This window comes from Aquibium oceanicum, assembly GCF_001889605.1.
GTDB classification, from domain to species: Bacteria; Pseudomonadota; Alphaproteobacteria; order Rhizobiales; family Rhizobiaceae; genus Aquibium; species Aquibium oceanicum.
The window spans coordinates 2,210,916-2,231,147 of sequence record NZ_CP018171.1 but is presented as its reverse complement, the minus strand read 5'-3'; the positions used below and the strand labels follow the sequence as shown (position 1 = coordinate 2,231,147).

Sequence of the window (20,232 nt, the reverse complement as noted above, 5' to 3'; positions counted from 1 at the left end):
TTACTCCCCCGTCCACTCCGGCTTGCGCTTTTCGATGAAGGCGCCGATGCCCTCCTCGGCGTCACGGGCCATCATGTTCTCGACCATCACTTTGGCCGCATAGTCATAGGCGTCGGAAAGCCCCATCTCGGCTTGCGCGTAGAAGGCTTCCTTGCCGATCTTCAGCGTCAGGGGCGATTTGGAAACAATGGTTTCTGCGTATTTCCGCACGATCTGATTCAGGTACTCCGGCGGCACCACGCGGTTGACGAGGCCGAACTCCCGTGCCGTGGTGGCGTCGATCATCTCGCCTGTGAGCAGCATTTCCATCGCGTGCTTGCGCGACACGTTGCGCGACAGGGCGACCATCGGCGTCGAGCAGAAAAGGCCGATGTTGACGCCGGGCGTGGCGAACGTCGTCTCGGTGGTCGCGATGGCGAGATCGCAGCTGGCCACCAACTGGCAGCCCGCCGCGCTCGCGACCCCTGCCACCTCGGCGATCACCGGCTTGGGCAGCCGGACGATCGACTGCATCAGGTCCGAGCAAGCGCGCATCGTCCGTTCGTAGAAGGCTCGGCCGCGATCCGCATCCGACCTGTGGGCCGTCAGTTCCTTGAGATCGTGGCCGGCGCAGAAGACCTTTCCCGCCGCTGCGATGACGACGACCCTGACCGCATCGTCCTCTCTCGCGCGGTCGAGAGCGGCCTGGAGCGCCTCCATCGTGGCGAGCGATAGCGCGTTGGCGGGCGGGTTGACGAGCGTCAGCGTCAGCACGCCGCCGGACAGATGCGATGCCACCGGCCCTTCCGCATCCGGGCGCTTCATTGCGACCACCTCAGCCATGAAAATCTCCTCGTAAACGCCGTCCGGCTGGCCCAAGAGAACTAACACGGACCGCCTTGAAGAACAGCCGGGAAATGGCGAAGCTGTTTGACGTTTACGCAAACGGAACCGGAACAGGGAGGATACGGTGCCGAAAGTGCTCTATGAGAAGGACGGGCGGATCGGGCGCATCACGCTCAACCGTCCCGACGTTTTGAACGCGATCGACGACGATCTTCCGCGCGAACTGGCCGCGGCCGTCGAGGAGGCGAACGCCGATGCCGGTGTGCACGTTATCGTGCTTTCGGGCGCGGGGCGCGCGTTCTGTGCAGGCTACGACCTCATCTACTACGCCGAGGCCGCCGGAGGCGCCGGCAATTCGGTTACCCAGGACATGCCGTGGGACCCGATGAAGGATTACGCCTTCATGATGCGCAACACGGACCTCTTCATGTCGCTCTGGCGCTCGCACCGTCCGGTGATCTGCAAGGTGCACGGTTTCGCGGTCGCCGGCGGCTCCGACATCGCGCTCTGCTCCGACATGATCGTCATGGCCGACGACGCCGAGATCGGCTACATGCCCGTGCGCGTCTGGGGCTGCCCGACGACGGCGATGTGGGTCTACCGGCTGGGACCGGAACGGGCAAAGCGCATGCTCTTCACCGGCGACAAGATCAAGGGCTCCGAAGCCGAACGCATGGGGCTGGTGCTCAAGTCGGTTCCCGCCACGGAACTGGACGGCGAAGTCGAGCGGTTGGCCGAGCGCATGGCCGGGGTTCCGGTCAACCAGCTGATGATGCAGAAGCTGGTGGTGAACCAGGCGATCGAGGCGATGGGGCTGAAGCAGACGCAGATGTTCGCCACGATCTTCGACGGTATCACCCGGCATTCGCCCGAAGGGCTCAATTTCAAGCACCGGGCGGAGGAGATGGGCTGGAAGCATGCCGTTCGCGAGCGCGACCTCGGCACGTTCGACTGGACCCAGAACCGCCCGATCAATGCCCCGAAAACCTGACGACACCCCGGTGGATGCCATGACGAAGAACACCCCTCCCCTCATGCCGGTGATGAACGCCGAGGAGGTCAACCGGATGATGGGCGAAGTCTATCCGCAGCTCAATTCGGAGTATGCCGACTATCTCGCGACGGACGTCTTCCCCGGCGGCTGCACGGTGCGGCTCAACGCGAACGAACGGCACCTCAGGCCCGGCGGCACGGTGTCGGGCCCCTGCCTGTTCACGCTGGCCGACATCGGCGGCTATGTCTGCGTGCTGTCGCATGCAGGCCCCGAAGCGCTGTCGGTGACGACCAACCTCAACATCAACTTCGTACGCAAGGCCGGACCCGGCCCGATCGACGGCCATTGCCGTATCATCAAGCTCGGCAGGAGCCTCATGGTGTTCGACATCGACATCGTTGCAGGGCCGGAACGGCTTACCGTGGCGCATGCGACGGGGACCTATTCGGTGCCGCCGAAGCGCTGAACAGCCAATTCAGATGCGGTATCAAGTTACCGCGTTTCTAACTTATTGTTTTTAATAGCATTATTGCCTGAGCCGCGCGATAATCGCTCTTGACGCGCATGGCGCCCTCGCCTATAAGCCGCCACGAAGCAGCGGCCCGATGGTCGCCGTTTCATTTTGGCGGGTCAAGAGCTCGCCAATGCAAGCAACAAGAAACGCCTTTCGCGCCCTCGAGGGGACGGAAGGTCCGACAGGAAAGTAGCCCGATGAGAACCTTTTCGCAGAAGCCTGCGGAGGTGACGAAGAAGTGGGTGCTGATCGACGCCGAAGGCCTGGTCCTCGGACGTCTTGCAACCATCGTCGCCAACCGCCTGCGCGGCAAGCACAAGCCGACTTTCACCCCGCATGTCGACGACGGCGACAACGTCGTCATCATCAACGCGGACAAGGTGGTGCTGACCGGCAAGAAGTACAACGACAAGATCTACTACTGGCACACCGGCCATCCGGGCGGCGTGAAGGAACGGACCGCCCGCGACCTGCTCGAGGGCCGTTTCCCCGAGCGCGTGCTGGAGAAGGCCGTCGAGCGCATGATCCCGCGCGGTCCGCTCGGTCGTCGCCAGATGAAGAACCTCCGCGTCTATGCCGGCGCGGCCCACCCTCACGAAGCCCAGCAGCCCGAGACGCTGGATGTGGCCTCGATGAGCAAGAAGAACGTAAGGGTACAGGCCTATGGCTGATCTCAACTCGCTCGCCGATCTCGGCACCGCAACCGGAGTGACCTCCGAGCAGCCGGCCGCTCCCGTCCACGTGCAGAAGCTCGATGCGCAGGGCCGCGCCTATGCGACGGGCAAGCGCAAGGACGCGATCGCCCGCGTTTGGGTTCGCCCCGGCACCGGCCGCATCACCGTCAACGACAAGGATTTCAACGCGTACTTCGCGCGTCCGGTGCTGCAGATGATCCTGAAGCAGCCGATTCTCGCGGCCAACCGCGAAGGCCAGTACGACGTCATCGCGACCGTCGTCGGCGGCGGCCTGTCGGGACAGGCCGGCGCGGTGCGCCACGGCATCTCCAAGGCGCTGACCTACTACGAGCCGACCCTCCGCTCGGTTCTGAAGAAGGGCGGCTTCCTGACCCGCGACTCGCGTACCGTGGAGCGCAAGAAGTACGGCAAGGCCAAGGCCCGTCGTTCGTTCCAGTTCTCCAAGCGCTGAGTTCGGGCGGGGATCCCGCCTACTGCTCAAGACCGATCAAGGCCGCCTCGCGCGGCCTTTTTCATGTCCGCCTTCAGGCGGTGCGGATTGCTACGGTGCCTAGACGCTCATCACGCCGGTCCGTCATCCGTCGTGCGAGCCTGCGGAACGCCTGTTGGCCCGGGCGCTCGATCACCCGGTAGGTGACGTAGCTGATCGCGACAATCACGCCCAACACACCGACGATGGCGAGATCGCCCGCGAAGCGGTTGCCGAAGTCGATCACCAGGCCATGCGCGGCATTGCCGTCCATCGGCCGGAGTATCTCCGTTCCCAGCACCTTGTCGGCCAGGCGCCCCACATTGAGGCAGCGCAGCAGCACGAACATGTGAATCATGTAGATGGAATAGGACAGCATGCCCACTGTCAGGAAAGGCCTCCAGCGCAGCAGCCGGCTGACATGGCCACCTTCGTGCGCGAAGACGTTGATGGCGAAGGCGAAGACCAGCGGTGCGGCGAAGGCGGCCGCGTTCTGGTGGCTCGCCCCGACGTATGCGACGATGCAGCCGATCGCCGCGAGCTCGGCGATGGTCCAGGCGAGCCTCGCGGCCTGCGACGGTTCGCGCCGCAGTTCTTCCCGCGTCCGCATCACGCCGGCGATGATGGCCCGGTGCAGGAGCACGCCGAGGCAGAAGCCGTAGAGCGCCCGCACGGCGCCGAAGTCGAAGGTCGATTCCATGCCTTTGGGGGCGGCGAGCAGAAGCACCGCGAACGACGCGATGGCCCCGACCGCGGCCGCCATCCACAGCTTGCGCCCGAACGAGAGGGCGGCCGCGCCGAAGAGCAAGTAGGCGAGCAGTTCTCCCGAAATGCTCCACGAGGGCGTGTTCCAGGTCAGCCCGTCTTCGAAGCCCCATGCCTGCACCAGAAGGAGGTTGCTGACGATGGCCGACATCTCGTTGCTGCCGGAAAAGGCGGGATCCGCCGCGCTGCCAAGCGAAGGCACGACCGCCTTGGCCGTCTCAAACAGCAGGTACAGAAGCAGCATCACCGCGTGCAGCGGGTAGACGCGACCGAGGCGCTGCACGACGAAACCCACGAACTGCTGACCCGAGTTCACGCGGCCGGCATAGGCGTGGGCGATCACGAAACCCGAGAGCACGAAGAAGAAGTCCACGAATGTCTCGCCCGCGCGAACGATCGGCAGATCGTGGATGTTACCGACGATCTGCACGTGGAACAGCACGACCATGACGGCGGCGATGCCGCGCCAGCTGTCGAGCACATCGAAACGTCCCGGAATGGTCGAGCCGATGTCTTGGACGGATTGATTGGAAACGGTCTTCACCTGCGCAGCCTCCTTCGTCATCTCCCCTGTCCCGAAGGAAGACAATCGTCGTACAGTCACCCGTTCCCTGGTCCGTTCCTTGCAATATCCGTGCCGCTCGCTTGAGCGGCTTGCCGTCATGGATTACCTACTTGTGCGAACAGGAACGGATCATGCCCGCCTCGACGATCGACCACGCCTTCACCGCCCGCTCGATGACCGGGAGCGCCAGCGATCCGACCTATGCCGGCGCGCTGTCCTTCATGCGGCGGCGCTACACGAAGAACGTCAAGGGCGCCGATGCCATCGTCTGGGGCATCCCCTTCGACGCCGCCGTCACCAACCGGTCTGGCGCGCGTTTCGGCCCGCAGGCGATCCGCCGCGCGGCGGCGATCTTCGACAATGATCCGCAGTATCCTTTTCATCGCGACCTGTTCGCCGATCTCGCCGTGGTCGACTATGGCGACTGCCTGCTCGACACCGGCAATCACCAGAAGACCCCAGGCAAGATCGAGCGCGACGCGGCGAAGCTCCTGAAGTCCGGCGCCTTTCTCCTCTCGCTCGGCGGCGATCATTTCGTTACCTGGCCGCTGCTGAAGGCGCATGCCGCCAGGCACGGCAAGCTGGCGCTCGTGCAGTTCGACGCGCACCAGGACACGTGGTTTGACGACGGAAAGCGCATCGATCACGGCTCCTTTGTGGCGCGGGCCGTGCGCGACGGCGTCATCGATCCCGAGCGCTCGATCCAGGTCGGCATCCGCACGCATGCGCCGGAAGACTTCGGGATCGAGATCCTCCACGGCTACGATCTCGACGAGATGAAGGCCGCCGACATTGCGAAGGCCATCGTGGAGCGCACCGGCGGCGCGAAGACCTACGTCACTTTCGACATCGACTGCCTCGATCCGGCATTCGCCCCCGGCACGGGAACGCCCGTCGCGGGCGGCCCTTCCTCCGCCAAGATGCTGTCGGTGCTGCGCCAGCTCGGCGATCTCGACATGGTGGGTGCCGATATTGTAGAAGTCGCGCCGGCCTACGATCACGCGGACATCACCGCCATCGCAGGCGCCACGGTCGCCCAGCACTATCTGGGCCTGCTGGCGGAGAAGAAGGCGCGACCGCGATGATGCGACGACGAACAGGACCGGCCGGCCCGGACAGGCTCGCTCTCTGAGTCAGCGTCTTCGCGCACTGATTCACCGCCTTTCCGGACAGATTCCAGACATGGCCTCAAGCCATTGACCCTCTTTCCTTTTTCAGGCGGACGAAACAGTGACCAGACCGAAAATCTTCATCGACGGCGAACACGGCACCACGGGGCTCCAGATCCGGACCCGGCTCGCCGGACGCGCCGATCTCGAAATCATGTCCATCCCCGAAGCCGAGCGGCGCAACCGCAGCCTTCGGGAAGACATGCTGAAGGAAGCGGACGTGGCGATCCTGTGCCTTCCCGACGATGCCTCGCGCGAGGCGGTGGGTATCCTGGAAGGCGCCAACTCGACCCGCATCATCGATACCTCCACCGCCCACCGGACGCATCCCGACTGGGCTTACGGCTTTGCCGAAATGACCAGAGGGCTGCGCGACCGGATCGCTGGGGCGCGGCTCGTCGCCAATCCTGGCTGCTACCCGACCGGCGCCATCGGGCTCATCCGGCCGCTGGTGGAAGCCGGCATCCTGCCCGCCGATTATCCCGTCACGGTCAACGCGATCTCGGGCTATACCGGGGGAGGCAAGCAGATGATCGCGCAGATGGAGGACGAGGCGAACCCCGACCACATTGCCGCGCCGCATTTCCTTTACGGGCTCACCCTGTCGCACAAGCACGTGCCCGAGATGCAGCAGCATGGGCTCATCGAGCGGCGGCCGATCTTCTCGCCGAGCGTCGGCCGCTTCGCGCAAGGCATGATCGTGCAGGTGCCGCTGCACATGGCCGACCTCAACGGCGATCCGTCGCTGGAGGACCTCCACGGCGCGCTGGCTTCGCATTACGCCGGCCAGTCGGTGGTCGAAGTCGTTCCACTCGAAGAAAGCGCGAAGCTCGCGCGCCTCGACCCGACGGCGCTGAATGGCACCGACCGGATGAAGCTCTACGTCTTCGGGACCGAAGGCAAGGGACAGGCGAATCTCGTCGCGGTGCTCGACAATCTCGGCAAGGGCGCGTCCGGAGCGGCGGTCCAGAACATGGACCTGATGCTCGGCCGTGCCGCCTGAATGCGCGCCTATCGCGATCCGCTCGCCCTCTACGAAGAGCTGAAGACCGCCTGGTCGGCACAGTCGTCGAGCGTTTGGACGGCAGACATGCCGGCGAAGGGGCAGTGCAGCGTCAACGCCCTTGTCGTGCAGGACCTGTTCGGCGGCGAGATCCTGAAGACGCGCACGCCCGGTGGCATGCATTTCTACAACCGCGTCGGAAACGTGCGCTGGGACCTCACCATCGGCCAGTTCGCAAGTCCGATCCCGTTCGAGGACCTGCCCGCGACGCGCGAGGACGCTCTGGCGGATACAAGCCCCGCGCAGTACGCGGCGCTCCGGGAACGGCTTTAGCCCTCAGCTCCTGACCACGACGCCCGTTTCGGCCGGATAGCTGCCTCGTGTCGCCCGCCAATGGGCGGCGGCGAAGCCCAGCACAACCAGCGCGAAGGCCTGGTGCAGCAGCGCCCAGCCGATGTCGACGACCGTCAGAAGCGTGGTGATGCCGATGGCGGCCTGCACCAGGACGAGGTGGAAGAACACCACGGCGCGGCGCGCATGCGTGCTGCCGCGATCGGCCGACCGCGCCGCGAAGACATGCCAGAGCGCGGCCGCAAAGAGGACGTATCCGCCCATACGATGGACGAACTGCACGGTCTTTGCATTCTCGAAGAAGTTGAGGAACCAGGGCTGCTGGACCAGCAGATCGCCGGGGACGATGCTTCCGTCCATCAGCGGCCAAGTGTTGTAGGCGAAACCCGCGTTGAGGCCGGCGACGAGGCCGCCGAGATAGATCTGGATGAGCGCTAGGAGCAGCAGGATGCCGGCGAAGCGTCGCGTCTCGGGCGAGGATCGCGGGGCCGAATGCGGCGCCAGACCACGCGCGACGACCATGGTCGCGGCGAAGATGATGCAGGCGATGGTGAGGTGCGTGGCGAGCCGGTACTGGCTGACGTCGGTGCGTTCGACGAGCCCTGAGGCCACCATCCACCAGCCGACCGCCCCCTGAAAGGCGCCGAGGAGCAGGATGCCGACGAGCTTCGGCTTGAGGCTGCGTTCCAGCCTGCCGGTGACCCAGAAAAAGGCGAGAGGCAGCGCAAAGACGAAGCCGACGCCGCGCGCAAGCAGCCTGTGCGTCCATTCCCACCAGAAGATCGTCTTGAAGGCGTCTAGGCTCATCCCCTTGTTGATCTGCTGGTACTCGGGGATCTGGCGGTACTTTTCGAACTCCTCCTGCCATTCCGCGTCCGACAGCGGCGGAATGACGCCGTGTATCGGCTTCCATTCCGTGATCGACAGGCCGGACTCGGTGAGCCGGGTTGCGCCGCCGACGAACACCAGCGCGAACAGCATGAGCAGGACGACGTAGAGCCAGCCGCGGACGAGGACGCGATTGTGCGCCTGCCGTTCCAATCGGTCGTGAAGCACCGGTTCTGCGAAGGCTGTCATGTGATCGGTCCAGATGCGCGGGATGGAATGCTCGTGAACGATCAGTGTGGCGCTGGCAAGATTGGATCGCGCGGCAAGCCGTCGCGCCGCGCGATCCGTTCGGGTTCCGGGATTGCGCTTGGCGGGCCGGCCGCTAAAAGCGAGCGAAAGGAACCGAGATGCCCGTCCGTCTGAAAAAGTTCATCGGCTCGATCCTGCTGGTGGCCCTGGTCGTGATCTACGCGCTGGTCGCGACCGCGGTGGCGACGGCGCGCCTGGCCGAGTCCAGCTGGGTCGTCCACCTGGCCTATTTCTTCTTCACCGGCCTGCTGTGGGTCCTGCCGGCGATGTGGATCATCAAGTGGATGGCGAGCGCGCCGAAGCCTCGCGGCTGACCGCTCCGACTGGAGTGCAAGCGTCGCGAGTGCGTTGGCGACCGCCGGCTCAGACCGTGACGACGCGCCTGCCGCGGTTGGCGATCGGCGTGGTAATCCCCGAAAGCATTGTCCCGACGTGCTTCACGCACTGATACCGGCCATTGATGGAAATGCGCGGCAAGGCGTGGAGGTGCGCGGCGTGCTCCGCTTGCAGCAGCCCATGGCGGGTGGTTACGGCCGAGGCGTATCCTGCTTCCCGGGCTAGTCGGACCTCCCGGGCTCCGACCGCGGCGTCGTATCCATAGGGATAGGCCAGGTGGCGCGGCTTCTCGCCGAGTTCCATCTCCAGTATCCCCGCCGCTTCGGTGATCTCGCGACGTGCCTTCTCCTCGGAGAGCCTTCTCAGATTGTAGTGATGCACGGTGTGGGCTCCGATAGTGATCAGCGGATGCGCCACCATTCCGCGCAGTTCGTCCCAATCGAGCAGAGCTTTCTTGCCGAGTTCGCGGGGGTCCAGGCCGGAAGACCACGCCAGTTCACGAACCACGTCGAGCTGGTCTTCCTCGGCGATCTTCTCGGTGAGGTAGTCGTGGATCTCCGCGTTCGCGCGGAATTTTTCGGCCTTGGAAGCACATTCGAAGACCATCCTTCCTTCCGGCGTCTTCAGATAGACCGTCGGCCGGCGGCTCACGACCTCCTCCAGCAGTTCCCACCAGAGGAAGACGTTGCCTTCGGTCAGGCCGGGAGCCACGTAGATGGTCATCGGCGCGTCGTGGGCTTCCAGCACCGGCAGGGCTTCCACCAGATTGTCCCGGTAGGCGTCGTCGGCGGTGATGGTCACATACCTGCCACCGCGCCTGCCGCTGGAAAGGCGCTCCACCGTCTCGTCCATGGAGACGAATTCGAAGCCGAGGCGCTTCACTTCGGTCAGAAGTTCGTCGAGGAATCCGGGCGTGACGGTCAGATGCCGGTTCGCACCAATGGTCGTGAGCGGCGCGACGTTGACCCGGTGAAGCATCAGGATTGCGCCGACGCCGGAATAGTAGCGGCTGGCGAGCGGGGCCAGGAGCGAAAAGCGGATTGCATTGAGGATCAGCTTCCTCAGCAATTCCCCCCTGTCGATCATTCTTTCACCATTTGCGGATAGGCTCCGCATCCTGAAGCAGGCGCCAGGCGGCGCCATGTCAAACCGATTCATTAGCCCCGAAGGATAAAGGTATGGTTGACGCCCGCGCATCCGCCGACCTGCATTTCGCGCCAGACGGGCGGACACTCGACGGTACCGGCTCGAAGGCGGCCGCCGGTTTCTCCGTGCGCTGCCTCACGAATGAAGCAGCCATTTTCGCCTATTCCGAATTCTGCGCCCGCGCGCTTTTTGCACCGCCCCAATCCCCGCGCTGGGTGGAATCCTGGGCGCGGCACTGTAATCCGGACGTCGTCGTGCTTTCATGGGAAAGCGACGCCGGCGGCATGGCGATCCCGCTCGAGATCGTTCGCGAGGGCGCGTTCCGCATTGCCCGCTTCCCCGGCGGCAGCCACGCGAACGGCAACTTTCCGGCGGTCCTCGGCAAAAGCGAATTCGACCTGGCCGGCGGCAAGGCTCTGTCGGCGGCGCTGAAAGCGGCGCGTCCGGACGTGGATCTGTTGCTTCTCGAACGCCAGGTCAAATCCTTCGAAGGAGCCGCGAACCCTCTCGCCACGCTGGCGTCCTGGGAGAGCCCCAACCCCGCGCTGGCCGTCGATCTCGCCGGCGGGTTCGACGCCGTGCTGGAGCGGGCGAGCGCCAAGCGCAAACGCAAGAAGCATCGATCGCAGATCAGGAAGTTCGAAGCCGCCGGCGGATACAAGCGGATACGCGCGACGAGCCGTGCCGAAACGGATGCTCTGCTGGAGGCCTTCTTCGCGATGAAGGCGGCGAGGCTCGCCGCCAACGGCATTCAGGACGTCTTCGGCGACCGGACAGTTCAGGAATTCTTCCGCGACCTGTTCGGCGCTGCGAGCGAGGCGGACGCGAAGCCGGAATTCTTCCTGCACGGACTCGAGATAGGCGGGAAATTGCGTGCCATCACCGGCTGCAGCCTCACGCCATCATCGGTGATCTGCGAATTCGGCTCCATTGCGGAAGACGAACTCGCATCGACGAGCCCCGGCGAATTCCTGTTCTTCGAAAACATCCGCGAAGCCTGCGAGGACGATATCGCCTTCTACGATTTCAGTGTCGGCGACGAGACCTACAAGCGGCTTTGGTGCGATGTCGAGACGAGGCATTTCGATGTCGCCATTCCCATCGGCGCCAGGGGCCGGCTGGCGATCGGCCTTCGCCAGGCGACCAACACCGCCAAGCGGCTCATCAAGTCGAACGAATTCGCCTGGACATTCGTGAAGCGGCTGCGCCGGGCCGCGGCCGGCAAGGGAAAGGCCGCGTAGCGCCCTCCCCCGGTTCACCAAACGCGAGCGTACGCCTCAGGCGGCGCTCCGCTCGTCAGGGAGCGGTGCATGCGGCGGTTCGTAGCCGATCGGGGTCACGAGGAAAGCCTTCTCGAACCCGACCGACTTGAGCTCGTCCTCGGTGGCCGAGACCGCCGCGTCGTCTTCCTCGATCACGCTGATCACGACCTCGCTCGCACCCGACACCAGCCGCTTGATGCTCGCGCCGTCGGCCGGGCCGCATTCCACGATCACCATGTCGTAGGCGGTCGTCAGCGATTCCATGATGATCGGAAGCCTGTCCACCGCACGCATCGCGCGGGCCGGATCGGAATTGCCGACGGGGATGACATGGCAATCCGAATAGAGGTCCGGATGGATGACGTCGGTGAACTGGGCCTTCGAGCAGAGCAGGTCGGTGATGCCCGGCAATTTCGCGCCGTCGAGCATCGGCCCCGATGCCGCGCCGGTGGAGGTGAGATCGAGAAGCAGCGTCCGCAATCCGGCATCCGCGACCTCCCGCGCCACCATGACGGCAGCCGCGGCACCCTCGTCGCCTTCCGGAGAGACGAAGACGGCGCGAGAAGCGCCACGCGCGATGAGCCGTTCGGCGGCATCCTGGATCGAGACCTGTCCCTTCGTGAACACGGGCACAGCAACCGGCCGTTCCGGCTCGGGATCGGAGGCGACGGTCGCTGCGACCGGAACCGGGGCGACGTCCTCGTCCGCTTCGTTCTCCGCATGCGTTGGCATGACGACCTGCCGGACGGGCTCGGCCGCGGCGCGGTCCGCCGGCCGCATGGCGCGCCCGCTGAACAGTTCGCGCATCAGCGTGAAGACCACCATGACCAGGAGCGATGCGGCAAATGCGGCACCGGTGATGGGGACCACCTTGGGGAAGTACGGTTCGGACGGCACCGACGCTCGCGAAAAGATGCGCGCATCGGCGGGAAGATAGTTGCGATCCTTGCGCGACACCGCCTCGCGGTAGCGCGACAGATAGGATTCCAGCAGGTCCCGCTGGGAGGCCGCCTCGCGTTCCAGCGCGCGAAGTTCGACCTCCTGCTCGCCGACACGCGCCGACTCGGCCTTCAGGCGGTTCACTTCCGCGATGAGTTCGCGCTCGCGAAGCCGCGCAGCCTCCGCTTCGGTCTCCAGCCCTTCGAGCACCTTGTTGGCCTCGCTGCGGATCTGGGAGTCGAGATCGGCAAGCTGTGAACGAAGCGCGCGGATGCGCGGGTGGTTGTCGAGAAGCGTCGAGGAAAGATCAGCGATCGTCGCCCTGAGCTGAACCTGGCTTTCCCGCAGGCGCTGGATCAGCGGCGAGGACAGCACTTCCGGCAGGGCATCGATCGACGCCCCGGCGGCGAGCGCGTTGCGCACCGCCGAAGCCGTCGCTTCCGCCGAGGCACGGTTCGCCTTGACCCGCGACAGTTCGCTCGAGAGTTCCGAGAGCTGCTGGGTGGCCAGCGCCGAATTGTTGGACCCCATCAGGAGGTCCGACCCGCCGCGGAAATCGGCAACCCTGCCCTCGGCTTCCTTCACCTTGTCGCGCAGGTCGGCGATCTCGGGTTCCAGCCACTCCGTCGCATCCGTGTCCGACTGAGCCTTGGCCTTGCGCTGCAAGGCCAGATAGGCATCCGCGATGGCATTCGGGACCTTCGCCGCCAGTTCCGGGTCCACGGACGAGAACTGGACGACGATGACGCGCGACCCCTCGACCCTGTAGACGGTCAGCTTCTCGCGGAAGTTCTTGAGAACCCGCTCCTCGGGAGGCAATTCGACGGGATCGTTGCGCAGCCCGGCGATGATCAGCAGCCTGCCGAGCATCGAAACTTCGCCGGAGGCCTCGAACTCTTCCAGTCTGGCTAAGCCCAAATCGCTCGCGACCTGCTTGAGCAGGTCGGAAGACGAAATCACCTCGACCTGGCTGGTGACGCCCTGGTCGTCGAGGACCGGCGAATTGCTGCCATTGGCGTCGGGCCGCGTGAAGACCGATTCACGCTCCTCGATCAGAAGCCGCGTTTCCGCCTTGTAGTGCTTCTGCGCGGTCGATGCCAGGATGAAGGCCACGGCCGTCACCGCGAGGACGACGAGGACGATCCGCAACCAGTCGCGCGCAAGGCTCGCGGTCAGGGCGCCGATGTCGATGTCCAGGTCACTTCCGGGGGCGTGCGGGCCGGCCATGGCAAGTCACTCCACTCATTATGGGCGTGACCGTAAACAACTATGGTAACCGCGCGGTTAAGAAACGTGCAACGCAAAATTAACGATCGTTTACAGGACCTTACCAACCACTTTACGCGGACGAAGGTGGTCTTTGGGCATGTTCTCCTTTACCGCCCATTAACCCTAACAGGGGGATAACGAACACGCAGTCCACGCAACCGGGTCCCTCGCCCGGCAGCAGTTGAAGGGTGTGTGTCCGCCAATGAAGCGCCAGTTCGCACTTTCCATAGCCGCGATCGCTACGCTCGCCGTAGCCGGCTGCGCCGGCTATCGGCCGGTTCCGCCAGCCTTCCATGCCGCGATCTCCAAACCCTACGTACTCGATGCCGGCGACCGTGTGCGGATCACCGTGTACGAACAGGACGGCCTCACCAACGTCTACAACGTGGATCAGGCCGGCTACGTCTCCTTCCCCTTGGTGGGCGCGATCGCCGCGCGCGGTCACACCGCTTCGGAGATCGAGCAGCAGATCGCGCAAAAGCTCCAGAACGGCTATCTCCGCGACCCCGACGTCTCCGTCGAGATCGACCGCTACCGCCCTATCTTCGTAATGGGCGAAGTTGGCGCCGCCGGACAATATTCCTATGTGCCGGGCATGACCGTGCATAAGGCCATCGCGGCCGCCGGCGGCTACTCGGCCCGCGCCAACCAGGCGAACGTCGACATCACCCGCGACATCAACGGCAAGGTGCTGACCGGCCGCGTCCTCACGTCGGATCCGATCCTGCCGGGAGACACGGTCTATGTCCGCGAGCGACTGTTCTGAGCAGCGGTAGACGGTCTCCGTGCCCGAGAGCCTGCGCATCGTCCATTGCTTCCGGTCGCCGGTCGGCGGAATCTTCCGCCATGTCCGCGATCTGGCCGGCGCACAGGTGGCGGCGGGGCATCAGGTGGGAATCGTGTGCGATTCCACCACGGGCGGAGAATACGAGGCCCGCATGTTCCGGGAACTCGAGACGAAGCTTCCGCTCGGCGTCCACCGGACGCCGATGCAGCGCCACATCGGGCCCGGCGATTTGTCGTCGGCCTGGAAGACATACGACATCATCAAGGAATTGCGGCCGGACGTCCTGCACGGACACGGCGCCAAGGGCGGCGTCTATTCGCGCATGTTCGGCACACTCTTGCGGGTATCCAGGTATCGCGTAGCCCGCCTCTATTCGCCCCACGGGGGCAGCCTGCACTATGACGAGAAGAGCGTCACGGGACGCTTCTTCTTTGCGCTGGAACGCATCATGGAGCGCTTTTCGGAGCACATCCTGTTCGTCTCCAGGCAGGAGCGCGAGACCTTCGTGCGCAAGGTCGGGCCTCCGCGGGCACCCAACACGGTGGTCTACAACGGCGTGACCGCGGCCGAGTTCGAACCCGTCCCGCCCTCCCCCGAGGCGGCCGACTTTCTCTACATCGGCATGATGCGGGACCTGAAGGGGCCGGACCTTTTCATCGATGCCCTGAAAATCGCCGAAGAAAAGACGGGCCGCCGGCTCAGCGCCTTCATGGTCGGCGCGGGAGACGACAAGAACAGATACGTCGCTCAGGTTGCCGCACGCGGGCTGGCCGACCGGGTGCATTTCCGCGAGCCGATGCCGGCACGAGAGGCATTCGCGCTCGCAGCTGTCGTCGTCGTCCCCTCCCGCGCCGAGGCGATGCCCTACATCGTGCTCGAAGCGCTCGCTGCCGGCAAACTCATGGTCGCCACCTCGGTCGGGGGCATCCCGGAGATCTTCGAGAATGCGCCCGGGGCACTGGTCGAACCGAATGCTCCAGCGATCGCAGCCCGCATGGCGCAGGCGGTCGAAGACCTCGCCGCATACGCAGCCGTCATGCCGTCAGGCGAGGAAGTCCGCACCCGTTTCGGCGCCGATGCAATGGCAAGCCGGATCGAAGCGATCTACCGGGAAGCACGAAGCACCTGAAACAACACGCCTCGACGGCTTCCCCGGTCCTGTCCGCCCTTGCCGGTTCGGTCGAATCAACCCTTCCCGATCAAGGGAACGTTAGGGCATTTCGTATATCACGAGGCTTCAACGGGTCTCGTCCATGAACCAGATCGATCCAACGTCGCGTTTCACGCCGGATGCCGTGCGCCGGTTCGAAAACGCGAAGGAAGAACGCGGCAAGAGCGCCGAACTCGGTTCGGTTGCGCGCCAGGTCGCATCGCAGTACCGGCGCGACACCATGTCCCCGGTCATGGTCAGCGGCAAGCTGCGCATCCTGGAATTCCTGCTCCTGCTCACGGCCGGCGCCCTGGCCTACACATACCGTATCGGCGTCCCCCGGCAGTTCGACTGGGACTATCTTGCGGCGATCCTCGGCGGTTCGCTGTTGACCGTCATCCTGCTCGAGTTCACCGATTCCTACCAGATGGCGGCGCTTCGCAAGCCTCTGGCGCATGTGCGCACCTTCGCGCTCGTGTGGTCGGGTGCCTTCGCGGCCATGGCGCTCGCTAGCGTCTTCATGAAGAATTCCGCGGATTTCTCGCGGCTCTGGTTCGCCGGATGGTACGTGTCGGGCTTCGCCGTCATCCTTGGCCTACGCCTGGTGATGGCACGTCTGATCAAGCGCTGGGCACGCAATGGCGTGATGGAAAGGCGCGCCGTCATCGTCGGCGGCGGACAAGCGGCGGAAACGCTGATCCGTTCGCTGGAACGACAGGCCGACAACGACATCCGGATCTGCGGCATCTTCGACGACCGCGACGACCGCCGCTCGCCGCCGATCGTCGCCGGCTACCCGAAGCTCGGCAACATCTCGGAACTAATCGAGTTCGCCCGTGCCGCGCGCATCGACATGCTGATCGTCTCCCTGCCGCTTACGGCCGAGGCGCGCGTGCTTTCCATGCTGAAAAAGCTCTGGGTCCTGCCGGTCGACATCCGCCTGTCGGCGCACTCGAGCGAACTGCGCTTTAGGCCCCGCTCCTACTCCTACATCGGCTCGGTACCGCTGCTCGATATCTTCGACAAGCCGATCAACGACTGGGATTCGGTTGCCAAGCGCGCCTTCGACATCGTCTTCTCGCTCATCGGCATCGCCGTGTTCTCGCCAATCATGCTGGCGACCGCGATCGCCATCAAGCTCGACAGCAAGGGTCCGATCCTGTTCAAGCAGAAGCGGCACGGCTTCAACAACGAGGTCATCGAGGTCTACAAGTTCCGCTCCATGTATGCGGACCAGTCTGACCCCACGGCCAAGCGCGCCGTGACCAAGGGCGACCCGCGCGTGACCCGCGTCGGACGCGTCATCCGCAAGACCTCGATCGACGAACTGCCGCAGTTCTTCAATGCTTTGTTCGGCAGCCTGGCGCTCGTCGGCCCGCGCCCCCACGCCGTGGCCGCGCAGTCGCACAATCTGCTCTACACCGAAGTGGTCGACGGCTACTTCGCCCGCCACAAGGTCAAACCCGGCGTCACCGGCTGGGCCCAGATCAACGGTTGGCGGGGCGAGATGGACACGGACGAGAAGATCAAGAAGCGGACGGAGTTCGATCTGTTCTACATCGAGAACTGGTCGCTCTGGTTCGATCTCAAGATCCTTCTGATGACGCCGATCCGCCTGCTCGACACCGAGAACGCATATTGACCGCGCTGACCGGCGACATGACGGCACACGCCTCGCCGGTCCCGCGCGCGGCGGTCAACGCAAAACTCGTCTCGATGCTGGTGGCGGGCGCCATCTCGATCGCCGTCTTCCTCTCCGGGTTCGTCATCCGCGAACCCGCGCCCTACGAACTCTACATGGTCGCGCTGATGGCGGTCTGGGGCCTCTTCGGCCTCAGGATCTCGCGCTCCGTGACGCCGCTCCTCATCCTGCTCGTCGTGTTCAATATCGGCGGCATGATCGCCATCACGCAGATGGAGGTCCTGAAGGAGGCGCCGCTCTACATCGCCGTGTCCCTGTTCCTGGCCTTTACCGCAGTGTTTTACGCGGCGGTGCTGGAGGCGAGGCCCGATCTCTACCGACTGATGTTCATGGCCTGGATCGCAGCCGCGGTCAGCACGTCCGCCTTTGGCATCCTCGGCTACTTCCATGCCTTTCCCGGCGCCGAGATGTTCACCAAGTACGAGCGCGCGGCGGGCGTGTTCGAGGACCCGAACGTCTTCGGTCCCTTCATCACGCTCCCCGGTATCTGGCTGCTTCACCGGGTCCTGACCGGACCCGTCGCGCGTATGCCGCTCTACGGCGTTCCGCTGCTGATCATCGCGTTCGGCCTGTTCCTGTCGTTCTCGCGCGGGGCATGGGGACTGTTCGCCTTCAGCGCGCTGATGACGGCGCTCGCGCTGTTCATCCAGCACCGCAGCGGCCTCTTCCGCCTCCGCATCCTGCTGATGGGCGGTGCGGCCTTCGTCCTGCTCGTTCTGGCGCTCGTCATCGCGCTGCAGATCCCGGCTATTGCGGACCTGTTCAGCACACGCGCCCAGCTGGTCCAGGAATATGATTCAGCCAGGCTCGGCCGCTTCGCGCGGCACGCGATCGGCTTCATGCTCGCCACCGAAAAGCCGCTCGGGATCGGGCCGCTGGTGTTCGGCCTCACCTTCGGCGAGGACACACACAACATCTGGCTGAAGGCGCTGATGGACTACGGCTGGCTCGGTTTCGCCGCCTGGTTCATCATGATCATGTGGACGCTCGGGGCCGGGTTCAGGATCCTGTTCAGGGATCGTCCCTGGCAGCCCTATTTCCTGTGCGCCTACGTCGTCTTCCTCGGCCATGTGCTGCTCGGAACCGTGATCGACACCGATCACTGGCGTCACTTCTACCTGCTGCTCGGCATGGTGTGGGGCGGGCTGGCGCTCGAAGCGCGCCACCAGCACGAAGCCATCCGCACCGACCTGGCTCTCCGACGGCGCAGCACAGCGGCGTTGGGATAGAATTCGATCGTCAAGGCGAGATCGTCGCCGTCTGCGGCAGCACGTAGGGCATGCCCATCGGCGCGGGAACGCCCACTTTCATTCCACACTCGAAGACCCGCGAAATCAGATCGTCCTGCAGCACTTCGCCCGGCGCACCCGATGCCGCGATCCGGCCGCGGTGCATGACGTAGATCCGGTCGGAGAACATGGAGGCGAGGTTGAGGTCGTGGAGGATCGCCACCGTCCCGCCTCCCCTGTCGGCGAACTCGCGCGCGATGCGCATGATGACCAGCTGGTGTTTGATGTCGAGGCTCGACACCGGCTCGTCGAGCAGGAGGAAACGCGGATTGCCCTCCAGCACCGGTGCCCACACCTGGCACAGGACGCGGGCAAGCTGGACGCGCTGCTGCTCTCCGCCAGAGAGTTCCTGATAGAAGCGCCCCGCGAAACCCTCCAGGTCGACCTTGGCGAGGGCGCGTTCCGGCAGTCGGGCAGCCTCCCCTGGCAGGACACCGGAACGGCCGCCCGTCAGGCCGAGCTTGACGACTTCGCGGACCGTGAAGGGAAACGACAGCGTCGCGGCCTGCGGCAGGACGGCGCGGATGCCGGCAAGCTGCCACGGCTTCAAGGCCGACATCGAGCGCCCGGAAAAGGTGATCTCGCCGGAATAACCGAGGTCTCCACACAGCGCCCGCATCAGCGTCGTCTTGCCTGAGCCGTTTGGGCCGACGATGGAGACGAATTCTCCCGGACGCGCTTCGAAGCTGGCGCCGGTGACGATCCGCTTGTTGCCGATGAAGACGTCGAGGTCGGTCGCTTCGATCATGGCCGAGGCTCCTAGAGGTCCAGGATGCCGCGCCGGCGCAGCAGTATCCAGAGGAAGAAGGGGGCACCGACGGCCGCCGTCACGATGCCGATCGGCAATTCGGCCGGCGCGACGATCGTTCGGCTGACCGCATCGGCGGCGAGCAGCAGGGTAGCGCCCAGCAGGGCGGAAGCCGGCAAAAGGTAGCGGTTGTCGGGACCGATCAGCAGCCGGAGCAGATGCGGCACCACGATGCCGACGAAGCCGATGCCCCCCGAGACCGCAACGCAGGCGCCTATGGCCGCCGCGACCGTGACGATGGCGACGTTCTTCAACCGCTGCACCGGAACGCCGAGATGATGCGCGGTTGCCTCGCCGAGGCTGAGCGCGTTCAGGCCGCGCGCCAGGAAGGGTGCCGCGAGAAGGGTCACGACGATGATCGGGCCCGCGGCCGCGATCTTGCTCCAGGTCGCGCCGGCGAGCGATCCGAGGCCCCAGAAGGTGAGATCGCGGAGCTGCCGGTCGTCGGCCAGATATACCATGACGCCCGAAAACGCGCCTGCCATCGCCGCGAGCGCGATGCCGGCGAGCAGCATGGTGGCGATGGAGGTTTGTCCGCGCCGAGTCGCGACGCGATAGAGAATGAGGGTGGTGGCGAGGCCGCCCAGGAAGGCGGCGAAGGGCAACGCGTAGATGCCGAACATCCGCACGACGGGACCGAGCGCGGTGGTTCCCAGCACGATGACGCTGATCGCCCCGAGGCCAGCCCCCGCCGAGACGCCGACAAGGCCCGGATCGGCGAGCGGATTGCGGAACAGCCCCTGCATGACGGCGCCCGAGACGGCGAGCGCGGCGCCTATCAAAATGCCGAGGATCACGCGCGGCAGGCGGATGTCGTAGACGATGATCCGGTCGCGGGCCGAGATCGCATCGGCACCGCCACCTGACACCAGGTTCCACAGCAGCGTCGCCGCGGATGTGTCCGATGCGCCGTAGCCGAGGCTGGCGAGCGCGACCACGCCGAGAAGCAGGCCGCAAAGCAGGATCGCGAGGCGCGCGCGGGCCGACCTGTCACCTTCAACCGGATCCTCCCGGCGCGGCCGGGCCGCCGCCATCATCGTCTGGTCAACCACTTTCG

Annotated in this window: 20 protein-coding genes; 13 read left to right on the top strand and 7 right to left on the bottom strand. The window is 65.0% G+C overall.

Annotation, left to right across the window (positions count from 1 at the left end; genetic code table 11):
* Entirely contained in the window at positions 1 to 822 is an 822-nt protein-coding gene (locus BSQ44_RS11055; RefSeq protein WP_072604032.1) for an enoyl-CoA hydratase, read from the bottom strand.
* Positions 823 to 949: 127 nt separating this feature from the next.
* Between BSQ44_RS11055 and BSQ44_RS11050 the strand changes: the two genes are divergently transcribed.
* The 4 genes from BSQ44_RS11050 (at position 950) to rpsI (ending at position 3,479) form a co-directional block, all read left to right on the top strand.
* Positions 950 to 1,816, top strand: a complete 867-nt coding sequence (locus BSQ44_RS11050; protein ID WP_072604029.1) for a crotonase/enoyl-CoA hydratase family protein — start codon at positions 950 to 952, stop codon at positions 1,814 to 1,816.
* 19 nt (positions 1,817 to 1,835) lie between these two features.
* Positions 1,836 to 2,285: a PaaI family thioesterase gene (locus BSQ44_RS11045; protein ID WP_072604027.1), complete on the top strand. Its 450-nt coding sequence runs from the start codon at positions 1,836 to 1,838 to the stop codon at positions 2,283 to 2,285.
* A 245-nt stretch (positions 2,286 to 2,530) separates the two neighbouring features.
* Complete coding sequence (gene rplM / locus BSQ44_RS11040; protein WP_072604025.1) at positions 2,531 to 3,004, top strand: 50S ribosomal protein L13; 474 nt, start codon at positions 2,531 to 2,533, stop codon at positions 3,002 to 3,004.
* Positions 2,997 to 3,479: a 30S ribosomal protein S9 gene (rpsI, locus tag BSQ44_RS11035; RefSeq protein WP_072604022.1), complete on the top strand. Its 483-nt coding sequence runs from the start codon at positions 2,997 to 2,999 to the stop codon at positions 3,477 to 3,479. The genes rplM and rpsI overlap by 8 nt, the downstream gene beginning before the upstream one ends.
* Before the next feature lie 73 nt (positions 3,480 to 3,552).
* Here rpsI and BSQ44_RS11030 read toward each other — a convergent pair whose 3' ends face one another.
* The gene (locus tag BSQ44_RS11030; RefSeq protein WP_072604020.1) at positions 3,553 to 4,827 is read right to left on the bottom strand and encodes an acyltransferase family protein; all 1,275 of its coding nucleotides are present in this window, start codon (positions 4,825 to 4,827) and stop codon (positions 3,553 to 3,555) included.
* Positions 4,828 to 4,958: 131 nt separating this feature from the next.
* On the opposite strand from BSQ44_RS11030, the gene speB reads away from it, so the two are divergent.
* From speB to BSQ44_RS11015, 3 genes are all read left to right on the top strand, one after another.
* Positions 4,959 to 5,912, top strand: coding sequence for an agmatinase (gene speB, locus BSQ44_RS11025; protein WP_072607996.1), 954 nt, complete (start codon positions 4,959 to 4,961; stop codon positions 5,910 to 5,912).
* Positions 5,913 to 6,057: 145 nt separating this feature from the next.
* Positions 6,058 to 6,999, top strand: a complete 942-nt coding sequence (gene argC, locus BSQ44_RS11020) for an N-acetyl-gamma-glutamyl-phosphate reductase (protein WP_072604017.1) — start codon at positions 6,058 to 6,060, stop codon at positions 6,997 to 6,999.
* The gene (locus tag BSQ44_RS11015; RefSeq protein WP_072604015.1) at positions 7,000 to 7,332 is read left to right on the top strand and encodes a YunG family protein; all 333 of its coding nucleotides are present in this window, start codon (positions 7,000 to 7,002) and stop codon (positions 7,330 to 7,332) included.
* A 3-nt stretch (positions 7,333 to 7,335) separates the two neighbouring features.
* Here the strand turns inward: BSQ44_RS11015 and BSQ44_RS11010 are convergent, their stop codons facing one another.
* Positions 7,336 to 8,427, bottom strand: a complete 1,092-nt coding sequence (locus tag BSQ44_RS11010; protein WP_072604013.1) for a COX15/CtaA family protein — start codon at positions 8,425 to 8,427, stop codon at positions 7,336 to 7,338.
* A gap of 158 nt (positions 8,428 to 8,585) precedes the next feature.
* Here BSQ44_RS11010 and BSQ44_RS11005 point away from each other — a divergent pair, with 158 nt between their 5' ends.
* Entirely contained in the window at positions 8,586 to 8,801 is a 216-nt protein-coding gene (locus BSQ44_RS11005; RefSeq protein WP_072604011.1) for a DUF2842 domain-containing protein, read from the top strand.
* Positions 8,802 to 8,850: 49 nt separating this feature from the next.
* Here the strand turns inward: BSQ44_RS11005 and BSQ44_RS11000 are convergent, their stop codons facing one another.
* Positions 8,851 to 9,909: a polysaccharide deacetylase family protein gene (locus tag BSQ44_RS11000; RefSeq protein WP_072604009.1), complete on the bottom strand. Its 1,059-nt coding sequence runs from the start codon at positions 9,907 to 9,909 to the stop codon at positions 8,851 to 8,853.
* Positions 9,910 to 10,001: 92 nt separating this feature from the next.
* On the opposite strand from BSQ44_RS11000, the gene BSQ44_RS10995 reads away from it, so the two are divergent.
* Positions 10,002 to 11,210 carry a GNAT family N-acetyltransferase gene (locus BSQ44_RS10995; protein WP_072604006.1) on the top strand — a complete coding sequence of 403 codons (1,209 nt, stop codon included), beginning with the start codon at positions 10,002 to 10,004 and terminating at the stop codon, positions 11,208 to 11,210.
* A 36-nt stretch (positions 11,211 to 11,246) separates the two neighbouring features.
* Here the strand turns inward: BSQ44_RS10995 and BSQ44_RS10990 are convergent, their stop codons facing one another.
* Positions 11,247 to 13,397: a GumC family protein gene (locus BSQ44_RS10990; protein WP_072604003.1), complete on the bottom strand. Its 2,151-nt coding sequence runs from the start codon at positions 13,395 to 13,397 to the stop codon at positions 11,247 to 11,249.
* A gap of 244 nt (positions 13,398 to 13,641) precedes the next feature.
* Here BSQ44_RS10990 and BSQ44_RS10985 point away from each other — a divergent pair, with 244 nt between their 5' ends.
* The 4 genes from BSQ44_RS10985 to BSQ44_RS10970 all read left to right on the top strand — a co-directional run bounded on the left by BSQ44_RS10985 (position 13,642) and on the right by BSQ44_RS10970 (position 18,307).
* Positions 13,642 to 14,205 carry a polysaccharide biosynthesis/export family protein gene (locus BSQ44_RS10985; protein ID WP_072604001.1) on the top strand — a complete coding sequence of 188 codons (564 nt, stop codon included), beginning with the start codon at positions 13,642 to 13,644 and terminating at the stop codon, positions 14,203 to 14,205.
* Positions 14,206 to 14,224: 19 nt separating this feature from the next.
* Positions 14,225 to 15,355 (top strand): glycosyltransferase, encoded by a 1,131-nt coding sequence (locus BSQ44_RS10980; RefSeq protein ID WP_072603999.1) that lies wholly within the window; start codon positions 14,225 to 14,227, stop codon positions 15,353 to 15,355.
* Positions 15,356 to 15,479: 124 nt separating this feature from the next.
* Entirely contained in the window at positions 15,480 to 17,018 is a 1,539-nt protein-coding gene (locus BSQ44_RS10975) for an undecaprenyl-phosphate glucose phosphotransferase (protein ID WP_072603997.1), read from the top strand.
* 17 nt (positions 17,019 to 17,035) lie between these two features.
* Positions 17,036 to 18,307 carry an O-antigen ligase family protein gene (locus BSQ44_RS10970; protein ID WP_072607995.1) on the top strand — a complete coding sequence of 424 codons (1,272 nt, stop codon included), beginning with the start codon at positions 17,036 to 17,038 and terminating at the stop codon, positions 18,305 to 18,307.
* A gap of 10 nt (positions 18,308 to 18,317) precedes the next feature.
* Here the strand turns inward: BSQ44_RS10970 and BSQ44_RS10965 are convergent, their stop codons facing one another.
* Entirely contained in the window at positions 18,318 to 19,115 is a 798-nt protein-coding gene (locus BSQ44_RS10965) for a heme ABC transporter ATP-binding protein (protein WP_072603995.1), read from the bottom strand.
* Between the two features lie 11 nt (positions 19,116 to 19,126).
* Entirely contained in the window at positions 19,127 to 20,212 is a 1,086-nt protein-coding gene (locus BSQ44_RS10960; RefSeq protein ID WP_072603993.1) for a FecCD family ABC transporter permease, read from the bottom strand.
* Positions 20,213 to 20,232 lie beyond the last annotated feature (20 nt).